The organism is Nocardioides maradonensis (assembly GCF_054777115.1).
Genome location: NZ_BAAHAZ010000002.1, coordinates 205,559 through 218,635, shown reverse-complemented (window position 1 = coordinate 218,635; position 13,077 = coordinate 205,559). Strand labels below are relative to the sequence as shown.

The 13,077-nt window shown below is 71.8% G+C and carries 11 protein-coding genes; 10 read left to right on the top strand and 1 reads right to left on the bottom strand.

The annotated features are described in order from the left end of the window. The first annotated feature begins 26 nt into the window (after window positions 1-26). From ACYVAQ_RS02745 to trxA, 5 genes are all read left to right on the top strand, one after another. On the top strand, window positions 27-1,982 hold the full coding sequence (locus ACYVAQ_RS02745; RefSeq protein ID WP_460786919.1) for a hypothetical protein: 1,956 nt from the start codon (window positions 27-29) through the stop codon (window positions 1,980-1,982). Beyond that, window positions 1,972-2,658 carry an RNA polymerase sigma factor SigM gene (gene sigM, locus ACYVAQ_RS02740; RefSeq protein ID WP_460786918.1) on the top strand — a complete coding sequence of 229 codons (687 nt, stop codon included), beginning with the start codon at window positions 1,972-1,974 and terminating at the stop codon, window positions 2,656-2,658. The genes ACYVAQ_RS02745 and sigM overlap by 11 nt, the downstream gene beginning before the upstream one ends. 36 nt (window positions 2,659-2,694) lie before the next feature. Continuing rightward, window positions 2,695-3,420, top strand: coding sequence for a hypothetical protein (locus tag ACYVAQ_RS02735; protein WP_460786917.1), 726 nt, complete (start codon window positions 2,695-2,697; stop codon window positions 3,418-3,420). Between the two features lie 95 nt (window positions 3,421-3,515). Beyond that, on the top strand, window positions 3,516-4,487 hold the full coding sequence (gene trxB / locus ACYVAQ_RS02730) for a thioredoxin-disulfide reductase (RefSeq protein ID WP_460786916.1): 972 nt from the start codon (window positions 3,516-3,518) through the stop codon (window positions 4,485-4,487). Window positions 4,488-4,536: 49 nt separating this feature from the next. Then, window positions 4,537-4,866, top strand: a complete 330-nt coding sequence (trxA, locus tag ACYVAQ_RS02725; protein WP_460786915.1) for a thioredoxin — start codon at window positions 4,537-4,539, stop codon at window positions 4,864-4,866. A gap of 66 nt (window positions 4,867-4,932) precedes the next feature. On the opposite strand, the gene ACYVAQ_RS02720 is transcribed toward trxA, so the two are convergent. Beyond that, window positions 4,933-5,580, bottom strand: coding sequence for a GNAT family N-acetyltransferase (locus ACYVAQ_RS02720; protein WP_460786914.1), 648 nt, complete (start codon window positions 5,578-5,580; stop codon window positions 4,933-4,935). A gap of 41 nt (window positions 5,581-5,621) precedes the next feature. Here ACYVAQ_RS02720 and ACYVAQ_RS02715 point away from each other — a divergent pair, with 41 nt between their 5' ends. From ACYVAQ_RS02715 to ACYVAQ_RS02695, 5 genes are all read left to right on the top strand, one after another. Then, a complete protein-coding gene (locus ACYVAQ_RS02715) occupies window positions 5,622-6,836 on the top strand; it encodes a pyridoxal phosphate-dependent aminotransferase (RefSeq protein WP_460786913.1) in 1,215 nt (404 codons plus the stop codon). 139 nt (window positions 6,837-6,975) lie between these two features. Next, the gene (locus ACYVAQ_RS02710; protein WP_460786912.1) at window positions 6,976-7,872 is read left to right on the top strand and encodes an ABC transporter ATP-binding protein; all 897 of its coding nucleotides are present in this window, start codon (window positions 6,976-6,978) and stop codon (window positions 7,870-7,872) included. After that, window positions 7,869-9,179, top strand: a complete 1,311-nt coding sequence (locus tag ACYVAQ_RS02705; protein WP_460786911.1) for an ABC transporter permease — start codon at window positions 7,869-7,871, stop codon at window positions 9,177-9,179. The genes ACYVAQ_RS02710 and ACYVAQ_RS02705 overlap by 4 nt, the downstream gene beginning before the upstream one ends. Before the next feature lie 10 nt (window positions 9,180-9,189). Continuing rightward, window positions 9,190-12,030 (top strand): alkaline phosphatase family protein, encoded by a 2,841-nt coding sequence (locus ACYVAQ_RS02700; protein WP_460786910.1) that lies wholly within the window; start codon window positions 9,190-9,192, stop codon window positions 12,028-12,030. A 128-nt stretch (window positions 12,031-12,158) separates the two neighbouring features. Further along, window positions 12,159-12,938, top strand: coding sequence for a lysophospholipid acyltransferase family protein (locus ACYVAQ_RS02695; RefSeq protein ID WP_460786909.1), 780 nt, complete (start codon window positions 12,159-12,161; stop codon window positions 12,936-12,938). Window positions 12,939-13,077: the final 139 nt, after the last annotated feature.

Sequence of the window (13,077 nt, the reverse complement as noted above, 5' to 3'; positions counted from 1 at the left end):
GTCGGCCGCCCATGGAGGTGCATAGGATGAAGGACGTGGCGCTGTCGACCCGGCCCGGAGACCTTCTCGCCGGTCGCTACCGCCTGATCGACCTCCTCAGCGAGAGCGGCGGCGGGCGGTTCTGGCGAGCGCACGACCGTGTCCTGGAGCGGTACGTCGCCCTGCACGTCATCGCCGAGGACGACACCCGGGCCGCCGGGCTGATCGCCGCCGCCCAGGCGTCGGCGACCTTCCTGGACCCCCGGGTCCTGCGGGTGCTGGACGCCGAGACCCGCGACGGCCTCTGCTACGTCGTCAACGAGTGGGGCACCGGCACCTCGCTGGACCTGCTGCTCGCCAACAACGGCCCGATCGGCCCACGCCGCTCGGCGTGGCTGGTCGCGGACGTCGCCGACGCCATCGACCGCGCCCACCGCGCCGGCGTGGCCCACGGCCGGCTCAACCCCGAGAACGTCCTCATCGACCGCTTCGGCGCGGTGCGGCTGATCGGCTTCTGCGTGGACGCGGCCCTGCACGGGCTGCCCGGCGGCCGGTTCACCACCGACCTCGGCGACCTCGGCGGGCTGCTCTACAGCGCGCTGACCGGCACCTGGCCGGGTCCGTCCAGCTCGCTGGTGCCCGCCGCACCCCGCACCGCGGACGAGATCCTGTCGCCGCGGCAGGTGCGCGCCGGCGTACCGAAACCGCTGGACGAGCTGTGGCGCTCCACCGCGGAGGCCACCGACCCGCAGCTGCGCCGGCGGCACTGGGTACGCCGCAGCTCGGTCACCACCACCTCGGTCGACGTCTCGTCCGCAGGCGCGATCGGCGCGGCGCTGCTCGACTTCATCGGCGACCCCACCGGCCTGACCGAGGCGCTGGCGACGACGGTCCTGCCGATCAACCAGATCCGGCCGCTCGACCTGGCCCCGATCGTGGACCCGGAGATCGAGGACGTCGACCCGGACCCTCCGGCGGCCGAGGAGGTCGCCCAGGTCGAGGAGGCCGAGGACACCGCGGACACCGCGGACGACACCGCCGTCGTCGAGGAGACCCGCGAGCCCGACGACTCCATCCCGCTGGTCACCGAGCTCCCCACCGAGCCCGGGCTGCCGGTGTTCGGCGACGACGACGAGGTCGAGTGGCTGCGGACCCGCAGCACCCCGCCACCGCCTCCCCCGCCGTTCGAGGATCCGCCCGAGCGTCCGCTGTTCGCCCCGGACCCGCCCGCCGGCCAGCCGGTGCGGCGGCCGCGCGACGACGTACCTCCCCCGCCGGAGGCGCACCACCCGCTCGACCGTCCGGTGCCCACCGGCGAGATCGTCGGCTACTGGCCGTGGGACCACGACGCCGAGCTGGAGCGGGCCGCCAACGACGACGACACCATGCCGGGCCGCAGCTGGCTGCGGCTCGGGCTCGGGGTGCTGGTCGCGCTCCTGCTGCTGTTCGCGGTCGCGATCGCGTTCAACCTGGGGCGCGGCCGGGACGCGTTCGGTGGCAAGCCGTCGTCGGACCGCACCACGACGAGCAGCACGGCCACCACCAACCCGGCGGTGCCCCTGACCGGTCTGCGTGCCGGCGGCTTCGACCCGATCCGGGGCACGGACGCGAACACCGCCGAGGCCGGCCTCGCCGTCGACGGCAAGCCGGCGACGGTCTGGACGACCGCCCGCTACGACGCGCAGCTCGGCCCGACGGCGCCGGCCCTCACCCGCGGTGTCGGCCTGCTCGTCGACCTCGGCTCCGAGCACACCGTCAGCGACGTGTCCCTCCGCTTCGTCGGCAGACCCACCACCGTCCAGCTGTACGTCGACCCGGACCGACCCACCACGGCGCCGACCGGACACCCCGCGGCGGTCGGCACCGCCACCGGGACGTCGTTGGACCTGACCCCGACCGCCCCGGCCACCGGGCAGTACGTGCTGGTGTGGCTCACCAGGCTCCCCGCTGTCACCGGCGGCTTCCGCGGCTCCATCGCCGAGGTGGTCGTCCGTGGCGAGTGAGGCGACGGACGCCGAGCTGCTCGCCGCCCACGTCGCCGGGGACACCGAGGCGTTCGGCGAGCTCTTCGGACGGCACCGCGACCGGCTCTGGGCGGTCGCGGTCCGCACCACCGGCGACGCCGAGCTCGCGGCCGACGGTCTCCAGGAGGGCATGATCGCCGCCTTCCGCCGGGCCGACTCGTTCCGCGGCGACGCGCAGGTCACCACCTGGCTGCACCGGGTCGTGGTCAACGCCTGCCTGGACCTGCTCCGCCGCCGCGCCGTCCGCCGGGCCGACCCGCTGCCGGACGAGCTGGACGAGCTCGGCGGCGCCGACCGCGGCTCGCTCCGGACCGCCGACGACGCCCTCGACCCCGCCGAGCTGTCGGTACGCCGTGAGCGCGCCGATCTGGTCCTGGCCGCGCTGCGGCTGCTGCCCGAGGAGCAGCGCGCCGCCGTGGTGCTCGTCGACATGGAGGGCTATCCGGTGGCCGAGGTCGCCGAGATCCTCGACTGCGCGGTCGGGACCGTGAAGAGCCGGTGCAGCCGGGCGCGCGCCCGCCTGGCCGTGGTCCTCGCCGAGCTGCTCGACGCCGACACCGAGAGCCACCTCACGCCGACCACCGGGAACCCCGGGACCTCGTCGTACGTCGGATCGGAGACCCCGCGCGGACCACCTCCGGTGCCGACCGACTGATCCCGCCCCACCGACACCCCGAACCCAGGAAGACCGATGACCGACGACGCCGAGCTCACGCCCGAGCGGGAGGCCGCCGTACGCCGCTTGCTCGGCTCGGTCGGCGCGGCGGAGGCCCCCGCGCTGCCGGGCGATGTCGCCGACCGGCTGGACGCGACGCTGGCCGACCTGGTCGCGGAGCGGGCCGGCTCGTCCCCGTCTCCCGAGGAGCCGCTGGCCCCCGTCGTGCCGCTGTCGAGCCGCCGACGGCGTACCTTCGCGGCGCTGTTCGTCGCCGCGGCGGCGGTCGTCGTGGCCGGCATCGGCGTACCCCTGCTCCACGACGACAGCGCCAGCACCCAGCAGACCGCATCGAGCGACAACGCGGTGAGCAGGGCCCCCAGCAACGGTGTCGCTGCCACCGCCCCGCGACCGGACAGACACACCTTCGACAAGACGGAGGCCGGAGCGGTCGCGATGGGCGAGTCCCGCTTCGCGGCGAGCGGCTCCGTCACCCTGCACCGGCACACCCTGCGCGCGGACCTGCTCCGGCTGCGGCGCCGGGTGCCGCCGGAGACGTACCGCTCGACGACGGTGCACGCCGCTCGCGGCTTCACCTGCGCCCACGCCGCCTTCGGCCGTGGCTTCCTCATCGGCAGCCGGTACGCCGGCGCACCGGCCGTCGTCGCCTTCCGCGCCCCCGCCGGCTCCACCCAGGTGGCCGAGGTGCTCCAGTGCGGCACCGCCACGGTCCTGCGCTCGATCACCCTGCCCACGCCCTGACGCCCGCTCGGCCGCAGGGAATGCGCCGCCTATCCTCGTCGTTGTTGCAGCAGCCCCGCGCCGAGCCCTCTCGGCGTACCTGACACGGAGGATCCATGACCGACGAGACCCGCGACGTGATCGTGATCGGCTCGGGCCCGGCGGGCTACACCGCCGCCATCTACACGGCCCGCGCCAGCCTCAAGCCGCTGGTGTTCGAGGGCTCGGTGACGGCCGGCGGTGCGCTGATGAACACCACCGAGGTCGAGAACTTCCCGGGCTTCCGTGACGGCATCCAGGGCCCCGCCCTGATGGACGAGATGCGCGCGCAGGCCGAGCGCTTCGGCGCCGAGCTCGTCGCCGACGACGTGGTCGAGGTCGACCTGACCGGCGACATCAAGGTGGTCAGGACCGCCGACGCGACGTACACCGCGAAGGCCGTCATCCTGGCCACCGGCTCGGGCTACAAGAAGCTCGACCTCCCCAACGAGGAGCGGCTCTCCGGGCGCGGTGTCTCCTACTGCGCGACCTGCGACGGCTTCTTCTTCCGCGAGCAGCACATCGCCGTCGTCGGCGGCGGCGACTCCGCGGTCGAGGAGGCGACCTTCCTGTCCCGCTTCGGCACCAAGGTGTCGCTCATCGTGCGTCGCGACGAGCTGCGCGCCTCCAAGATCATGCAGGAGCGCGCCTTCGCCGACCCGAAGGTCGACATCGAGTGGAACTCGGTGGTCGAGTCGATCAACGGCGAGGACTCCCTCGAGAGCCTGACCCTGAAGGACACCGTCACCGGCGAGACCCGCGAGATCCCGGCCACCGGCCTGTTCATCGCGATCGGGCACGAGCCGCGCTCGGAGCTCCTGGTCGGCCAGGTCGACCTCGACGACGACGGCTACGTCCTCGTCGCCAACGGCTCCACCGCGACCAACATCAGCGGCGTCTTCGCCTGCGGTGACCTGGTCGACCACCGCTACCGCCAGGCGATCACCGCCGCCGGCAGCGGCTGCGCGGCCGCGATCGACGCCGAGCGCTACCTCGGTGACCTCGCCCACGCGCAGGCGACCGCGGGGAATGTCCCGGCCTCCGCCTGAGTTCAACCCATCAGACCTTTGCGTTCACCCAACCTGGAAGGAAGCCATCGTGGCTGACAACATCTCCGCCGTCACCGACGCCGAGTTCGACACCTCCGTGCTCAAGTCCGAGAAGCCCGTTCTCGTGGACTTCTGGGCCGAGTGGTGCGGCCCGTGCCGTCAGGTCGCCCCGATCCTCGACGAGATCGCCGGTCAGCACGGTGACAAGGTCACCTTCTTCAAGATGAACGTCGACGAGAACCCGGTCACCCCGGCGTCGTACCGCGTCACCGGCATCCCGACCATCAACGTCTACAAGGGCGGCGAGGTCGTCAAGACCATCGTCGGCGCGCGCCCGAAGGCCGCGATCCTCAAGGAGCTGGAAGAGTTCATCGCCTGACGCATCCGTCGTCGGTCGAGTAGCCCGAGCCGCTAGGCGAGGGCGTATCGAGACCCCGGCACCCGCTCACCGCTGCCGGTGGGCGGGTGTCGGCGCTTTTGCGGGCGTGGGGCGTACGACGTGCACCAACCGCTCCCACGCCGCCCCGAGCTCGTCGCGCCAGGTGATCGTGGAGCGCAGGTCCATGCGCATCCGCGGCGTCGTCGGGTGGTGGCGGTGCGTCTTGAACCCCACCCGCGCCAGGAAGTCAGCCGGCAGCGTGCACGAGGTCGCGGTCGAGCCATGTCCCGTCCACGCGAACGCCTCGACCGCGCGGATGCCGCCGTCGCGGCGGGTCACCAGGTCGCGGGCCATGCCCTGCACCAGGAGGCGACCCATCCCCACGCCGTCGTACGACGCGTCCAGCCACGCCGTCGCCAGCAGCACCGCGTCCGGCGAGACGGGTGCGGTCGGGAAGGACGCCGCGCCCGGCAGGTACGCCTCGGGCGCGTAGATGATGTAGCCGCGGGGCGTGCCATCGATCATCAGCACCCGGCCGCACGACCCCCACTCGCGCAGGACCTCGGAGACCCAGGCCTCCTTCTCGGCCAGCGCCTCGTCGGCGGAGAGCCGCTCCCGGCGTACCGGGTCGAGCTGCCAGAAGACGCACGAGCGGCAGGGCGAGTCCAGCTGCTCCAGCAGGTCGAGCGTCAGGGGGACCGTCGTACGGGCCATAACTCGATCGTAGGTCCGAAACCCGGATGCGAGAATGCACCGTGCGCAAGATCCGACAGAGCAAGAAGCTGGCCAACGTCAGGTACGACGTCCGGGGACCCATCCTCGAGGAGGCCCAGCGGCTCGAGGCGGAGGGTCACAAGATCCTCAAGCTGAACATCGGCAACACCGCACCCTTCGGCTTCGAGGCGCCCGAAGCGGTCCTCGCCGACATGATCCACCACCTGCCGAACGCGCAGGGCTACTCCGACTCGCGCGGCATCTACTCCGCGCGCACCGCCGTCGCGCAGTACTACCAGTCCCGGGGCCTGATCACGACCGAGGTCGAGGACGTCTTCATCGGCAACGGCGTCTCCGAGCTGATCTCGATGGTGCTGCAGGCCTTCGTCGACGACGGCAACGAGATCCTCGTGCCGGCGCCGGACTACCCGCTGTGGACCGGCGCGGTGTCGCTGTCCGGCGGCACGCCCGTGCACTACCGCTGCGACGAGTCGAACGGCTGGATGCCGGACCTCGAGGACATCGAGTCGAAGATCACCGAGAACACGCACGCGATCGTCATCATCAACCCGAACAACCCGACCGGGGCGGTCTACAGCAAGCAGATGGTCGAGTCGCTCGTCGACATCGCTCGGCGCCACGACCTGGTCGTGATGGCCGACGAGATCTACGAGAAGATCATCTTCGACGACGCGGTCCACCACCACGCGGCGACGGCCGCGCGCGACGACGTGCTGTGCCTGACCTTCTCCGGCCTGTCCAAGGCCTACCGGGTGTGCGGCTACCGCGCCGGCTGGGTGATGATCTCGGGCCCCAAGGAGCTCGCGGGTGACTTCCTCGAGGGCCTCACCCTCATCGCCAACATGCGGATGTGCTCCAACGTCCCCGCCCAGCACGCGATCCAGACCGCGCTGGGCGGCTACCAGTCGATCAACGAGCTGATCGTGCCCGGGGGCCGGTTCTACGAGCAGATCATGCTGGCCGACAAGCTGCTCAACGAGATCCCGGGCGTCTCCTCGGTCACGCCGCAGGGCGCGCTCTATTGCTTCCCGCGCCTGGACCCGGAGGTCTACGCCATCGAGGACGACCAGCAGTTCGTGATCGACCTGCTGCGCGCCAAGAAGATCCTGGTCACCCACGGCACCGGGTTCAACTGGTTCGCCCCCGACCACTTCCGCCTGGTCACCCTGCCGGACGTGGACATGCTCGAGGAGGGCATCGGCCGGATCGCCGACTTCCTCGCCACGCGCCGATAGTTTCACTTCGCAACCTTCGGTACGGCGGTCGTTCGCCGGCCGTTCGTCGCCGCGCACCCCTGCGGCCACAGCCGGCTCCTAGCGTCTCTCCGGCGGTCAGCCCCCTCCTGACCGCAGCGTTCTCGGAGAGGAAGTACCCATGGCTGCCCCCGCGGTCCGGGCCCGGGGCGTCGTCCGCACCTTCGGCGACGTCCTCGCGCTGGACGGTGTCGACCTCGACGTGCCCGGCGGTGAGGTGCACGGCCTGGTCGGACCCAACGGTGCCGGCAAGACGACCCTCCTCGGGCTGGTGCTCGGTCTGGCCACCCCCGACGCCGGGACCCTCGAGATCCGCGGCGAGGTCGCCGGCTTCCTCGACGGCCCGAGCCTCTACCCCGCGCTGACGGCCCGGCAGAACCTCACCGCGCTCGAACGCCTGCGTGGGGAGCGTGGCGCCGCCTCGCGCAACCGCGTCGCGAACGCCCTCGACCGGGTCGGTCTGGTCGAGGTGGCCGACGACCGGGTCCGAGGTTTCTCGCTCGGGATGCGGCAACGGCTCGCGCTGGCCGCCGCCTTCCTCACCGAGCCGGAGCTGCTCGTGCTCGACGAGCCGGCGAACGGTCTGGACCCGGCCGGCAAGCGGCAGATCCACGGCGTGATCTCCGACCTCGCCGCCGCCGGGGCCACCGTCCTCCTCTCCAGCCACCGGATGGACGACCTGACCGCGCTGTGCCGCGAGGTGACGCTGCTCGCCGCGGGCCGCGTCATGTTCTCCGGTCCGCTCGCCAAGCTGGCCGCGGAGAGCGGCGACCTCGACTACCGGCTCGTCACCACCGACCCGGCCACCACCCGCCGCGTCGCCGAGGCGATCGGCGGCGTCACCCTCCTGGACCGTGAGTACGCCGGCGGCGTTCTCGTCCGCGCCTGCACCTCCGCCCTCGACACCCTGGTCGCCGGCCTGGTCCGCCAGGGCGTGGCGATCCGCGAGCTCGCGCCGGTCACCTCGCCGCTCGAGGCGGCGTTCCTCGCCCTCACCGAGCGGAGCGAGGTCGCGTGAACGCCTTCCGGTTCGAGCTGGTCAAGCTGCTGGCGCAGTGGCGGGTGCGCGCGGTCCTGCTGGTCTGCGCGGTGGTGCCGGCCGTCCTCGTGCTGGTGATCAGCCGGCAGAGCTCGCTGCCTACCGACACCGCCTTCGGCCGGCAGATGCCGGTGACCGGCTGGGCCGGGTCGCTGGTCGTGCTGTCGTTCGCGTGCAGCTGGGGCCTCCCCCTGCTCACCGCCCTGGTCGCCGGCGACGTCTTCGCGGCCGAGGACCGGCTCGGCACCTGGCGCCACCTCGTCGTCGCTGTCCGCTCTCCGCGTCGGATCTACCTCGCCAAGGCGCTCGCCGCTGCGACCGTCCTGGTGGTCCTGCTCGTGCTGCTCGCCACCTCGAGCATCGTCGGCGGCCTGGCCGGAGCCGGCGACCACGCCCTGACCGGCCTGGACGGGCACCAGCTCTCGGCGTCCGACGCCGGCCGGACCGTGCTGCTCGCCTGGCTGTGCGTGCTCGCCCCCACCGCCGCCTTCGGCGCGGTCGGCCTGCTCGGCTCGGTCCTCTTCGGTCGCTCCCCGGTCGGCCTCGCGCTGCCCGCGCTGCTCGCTCTCGGCCTCGCCCTCGCGCAGCTGCTCCCGCTGCCGGTCGCGCTCCGGCTCGCGCTCCCCAGCCAGGCGCTGCTCGGCTGGCGTGGCCTCTTCACGGACCCGGCCACGACGTCCGGCCTGTGGGCCGGGATGGTCGTGTGCCTGGTGTGGGCCGCCGTGGCCACGACCGCCGGCTACCTGGTGTTCCGGCGACGCGACTTCACCGACACGGCGTACGACGGATCCGCGCGTCGGACCGTCCTCGCCGCGGCCCTGCCGCTGGGCGCGCTGCTGGTCGTGACCTCCGCCGGGCTCGCGGTGGCGGGCGCCGGGACGGGCCGGGGCATCGACCGACCTGGCCTCCAGGACGCGCTGGCCACCAGCTTCGCGCACCTCTACCGGCTGCAGACCGACCAGCTGCACCGCCCGGCCGTCAGCGAGGCCGAGCTGCGCACCCGCGCGCGGTGCGCCAAGGGCACCCAGGGCGGCGCGACCCCGGCGCAGAACGGTCCGGGCTCGGACTGGCGCTGCGTCGTGTCCTGGCGGCTGCCCGGCTCGACCGTGGTCGGTCGTGCGACGTACCAGCTCGACGTGAGCGCCGACGGCAAGTACGTCGCCGACGGCGACGGACCGAAGGAGGTGAACGGCAGCTTCACGGTGCGTACGCCGACCGGCGACGTACCCAACCCGCTCTGGCAGTTCGACGGCCTCGTCGACCTGCTCCCCCGCTCCGATCGATAAGGATGATCCATTGAACGTCACGCGACGACGCGTCGCCGGTGTCCATCACGGGCTGCGCCATGTCACGACTCGGCGCCCGCGCCTGGTCCTCGCCGGGCTGGCCTCGCTGGCCCTGGCCTCCACCGGTGTCGCCTACGGGTCGACGGCCGGCTTCGGCACGAACCACGTCGGCGACCAGACGGCCGCCGGCATCCAGGTCTCCGACGACCAGGTCATCAACCCGCTGGGCGACCGGCTGATGACCCCGTTCGGCAAGATGATGGGCTCCTCGGTGAGCCCGGACGGCCGCTTCCTGGCCGCCTCGAGCGCCGACCGGTCCTTCGACCTGCAGGTCTTCGACCTCGCCTCCTACAAGCCGATCGCCGCCGCCGGCACCGCCTCGGTGGCCAGCGCCGCGACCGCGATCACCAACGCCGGCTTCACCGGCCTGCAGTACCAGAAGATCGGCAACGGCACCGTCGGCCAGGAGGGTCCCGTCTACTCCCCCGACGGCAAGTGGCTCTGGCTGTCCCAGCAGGACGCGATGACCCGCTTCCCGGTCAACGCCGACGGCACGCTGGGTACGCCGACGTCGTACCCGCTCGCGAAGGTGAACGGGCTGTCCGCTCTTCCGGGCAAGCCGGCGTTCTCCGCCGACGGCGCGACCATGTACGTCCCGCTCAACGGCCAGAACACCGTCGTCGCGATGAGTCCGGCCACCGGCACCGTGGCCGCGACCTGGAACGTCGGCGTGGCCCCGCGAGAGGTGACCCTGGTCGGGTCGAAGCTCTACGTGACCGACGAGGGCGGCCGCACGGCGAAGGCCGGCGACACCACGATGACGTCGTACGGCACGGACGTGGTCGCCGACGGCGACAAGGGCACCTCCACCACGGGCACCGTCAGCGTCATCGACACCACCAGCCCCACGGCCGCGCCGTCGTCGATCGCGGTGGGCCTGCACCCCACGGCGATGTACGCCGACGGCACGACCCTCTACGTCGCCAACACCTTCGGGGACACGGTCTCGGTCGTCGACACCCGCTCCGACGACGTCGTGCAGACCATCGCGACCCAGCCCTGGCCGTCCGCGCACGTCGGCTACGCGCCGACCAGCCTCACCGTCGACAACGGGCGGCTGCTCGTCACCCTCGGCCGGGCGAACGCGGTGGCGGTCTACCGGGCGAGCAGCGACCCCAAGGACCCGGTGCGCTACGTCGGCCTGCTGCCGACCGACTACTACCCCGCCACCATCGCGAACGTGGGCGGCGAGCTCTACGTCACCAACACCCGCGGCATCGACGCCCGCGGCCCGCTGCTGACCTTCAGCGCCGGCTACGGGACCACGCCGGCCACCGGCCACGGCACGCACGGCACCACCGCCTCGCTGACCCGGTTCCAGCTCCCGAGCGACGACCAGGTGGCGGCCGACACCGACACCGTCTTCTCCCAGAACGGCTGGACGGGCAGCGACGTGAAGCAGGCGTCGGGCAAGCCGGCCAAGCCGGTGCCGGTCCCACACCGGATCGGTGACCCGTCGACGATCAAGCACGTCTTCCTGCTGGTCAAGGAGAACCGGACCTACGACCAGGTCTACGGCGACATGCCGGAGGGCAACGGCGACGCCTCCCTCGCGCAGTTCGGCGCGACGGTGACGCCCAACCAGCACGCGCTGGCCCGTCAGTTCGGGCTCTACGACAACGTGTACGACGTCGGCACGAACTCCGCCGAGGGCCACAACTGGCTGATGCAGGGCGACAACCCGGAGTACACCGAGTCCTCGGCCGGTGAGTACGTCCGCTCCTACGACACCGAGGAGGACGTGCTGGGCCACCAGCGCTCCGGCTTCCTGTGGACCGCCGTGAAGGACGCGGGCGGCACCGCCCGCAACTACGGCGAGTTCGAGTACACCGAGGGCAAGCCGTCGGGGTCCTGGCAGCAGTACTACTGCGCGGCGACCAGCGTGCAGAACGGCGGCGACCCCGCCCAGCTCACCACGCCGGAGCTCAAGGGCGACTACGGCTCGGTGATCCCGTCGCTCAACGCCATCGCCGACCCGCTGTCTCCCCCGTTCGACCTTTCGATCCCGGACATCTACCGCGAGCAGATCTGGAAGCAGGACTTCGAGGCCAACGGCCCGGCGAGCCTGAACATGGTGTGGCTCTCCAACGACCACACCGGCGGTACGGCGGACCCGCGGGCCCAGGTCGCCGACAACGACCTCGCCGTCGGGCGGATCGTGGACACGATCTCGCACAGCAGGTACTGGAAGGACTCGGTCATCTTCGTGGCTGAGGACGACAGCCAGGCGGGCGCCGACCACGTCGACGGCCACCGGGCACCCATCCAGGTCATCAGTCCCTGGGCGCAGCACGGCAAGGTCGTCGACACCTACTACTCGCAGATCTCGATGGTCCGCACGATCGAGCAGATCCTCGGCGCGCAGCCGTTGAACCAGAAGGTCGCGGCGGCGACGCCCATGTACGACGCCTTCACCACCAAGCCGGACCTCACCCCGTACGACGCTGTCCGCAACCAGATCCCGCTCACCGAGGGCGTCGCCACCGCACCGGCCTGTGGCACCGACACCCTCGGCACGACGGGTGCCGCGGCGGCGACTGTGAGCCGGCAGACGGCAGCCCGGACCGCCGTACCGGCCTCGCACCGGGCCGTGGCGGCGGCGTGGGCCCGGTGGATCAGCCACCAGCAGCTCACGGGCAACGGTGCGGTCGCCGACTCGACCCACCCGGAGCTGATGAACCGGTGGACCTGGTACCGGGCGCACGACTGGTCGCGCCCCTACCCGGGCGACAGCCGGATTCTGTTCCCCTCGCAGGTCCCCGGAGGCGCACTTCCTGCCTCCGACGACTGATTGCTGCACCCGGAGGGCCACCCGTGCGGTGGCCCTCCGGCTTTTTTGTCTCTCGCGAACAACTCGGGGCGCTGAATCCACCGAGCCGCCCCCTCGCGCCCGGCCCCCAGGTCTGGCACTTTTGACCCGTGCGAGACATCACCTACCCGCCGGTCATCGTCCTGGCCAAGGTCCTCTTCCGTCTGATGCGCCAGAACGTGGTCGTCTCCGGAGCCGAGAACGTGCCGCGGACCGGTGGCGCGCTGATGGCCATCAACCACACCGGCTACATCGACTTCATCTACGCCGGCGCGGGCGCCGAGCCGCGCAAGCGGCTGGTCCGGTTCATGATCAAGAAGGAGATGATGGACAAGGGCGGTGTCGGCCACCTGCTGCGCAGCTTCCACCACATCCGCGTCGACCGCGCCGCCGGCGAGCAGGCTCTTGTCGACGCCAAGGCCTACCTCGACCAGGGCGAGATCGTCGGGATCTACCCCGAGGCCACCATCTCGCGCTCCTTCGAGATCAAGGAGCTCAAGACCGGCGCCGTGCGGATCGCCGCCGAGGCCGGCGTACCGATCCTCCCCACCATCGTCTGGGGCGCCCAGCGGCTGATGACCAAGGACCACCCCAAGGACTTCTCCCGGTCCCCGAAGACCATCATCGTCAAGGTCGGCGAGCCGATCGTGGTGACCGGCGAGGACGTCGCCGCCGAGACCGCGATCCTGCGGGAGCGGATGCAGAAGATGCTCGACGAGGTCCTCGCCGAGTACCCCGCGGAGGAGAAGGCGCCGGGCTCCTGGTGGACGCCGGCCCGCCTCGGCGGCAGCGCCCCCACCCCGGAGAAGGCGCTCGAGATGGACGCCGAGGAGATGGCCCGCCGTGCGGCGAGGGCCGCCGAGCGCGAGGCCGCCCAGGACACCCAGTAGATCCATCGACTTGGAGATATCTCGACAAGTCTCTTTGTCGACATTTTGAGTATCCGCAGGTCAGCAGGCCTGACATGCCGAAGGGGCACCGGTTCTCACCGGTGCCCCTTGCCATTGCCCCGAGCGCTGTCGTCTTGCC